We start from the raw sequence: 618 nt of genomic DNA, 5'->3' as shown, positions 1-618 counted from the left end.
CCATTAAGCATAACACTCCCTGCGGTATCGCGCTTGGGGAAACATTGCTTGACGCTTATAATAAAGTTTTCGCCTGTGATCCCGTATCGATATTTGGCGGAATAATCGCCTGTAACGCGAAAGTAAACGCGGCGGTCGCTTTAAGGCTTAACCAGTTATTTTTGGAAATTGTCGCGGCTCCGGATTTTGATAAGGACGCGCTTAATATTTTAAAAATGAAAAAAAATCTGCGCATTATAAAACTGAAAAACGCTCCAAAAGAAAGGCATGAATACATTACGGTTGACGGCGGCGTTTTGGTTCAACAGAGCGACCGCGTACTTCTTGAAAAATGGGAAGTAGTAACAAAGGCCGTCCCGCAGGAAAGCGATATTAAAGACATGATTTTCGGAATGAGGGCGGTAACATTTGTAAAATCAAACGCGATTTTAATTGTTAAAGAGCAGTCCGCGACGGGCATAGGTTGCGGGCAGGTAAACCGCATCTGGCCCGCAAAGCAGTCTCTGGAAAGAAGCGCCTCCATTTTAGAGGCGGAGTCTTTAGAAAGCGCTGATACGGGCGGCAGTCCATGGAAGGACAATCTTCCGGCAAGAGTTTTAGCCTCAGACGCCTATATCC

General features: G+C 46.0%; 1 pseudogene. It reads left to right on the top strand.

Annotated features, from left to right (window positions below):
* Positions 1-618 (top strand): annotated as a pseudogene (locus ACYVRH_RS14090) (bifunctional phosphoribosylaminoimidazolecarboxamide formyltransferase/IMP cyclohydrolase); the annotation flags it as partial.

The organism is Treponema sp. R80B11-R83G3, from assembly GCF_054786115.1.
The sequence above is the reverse complement of the archived record's forward strand: the minus strand, read 5'-3'. Positions and strand labels throughout refer to the sequence as shown.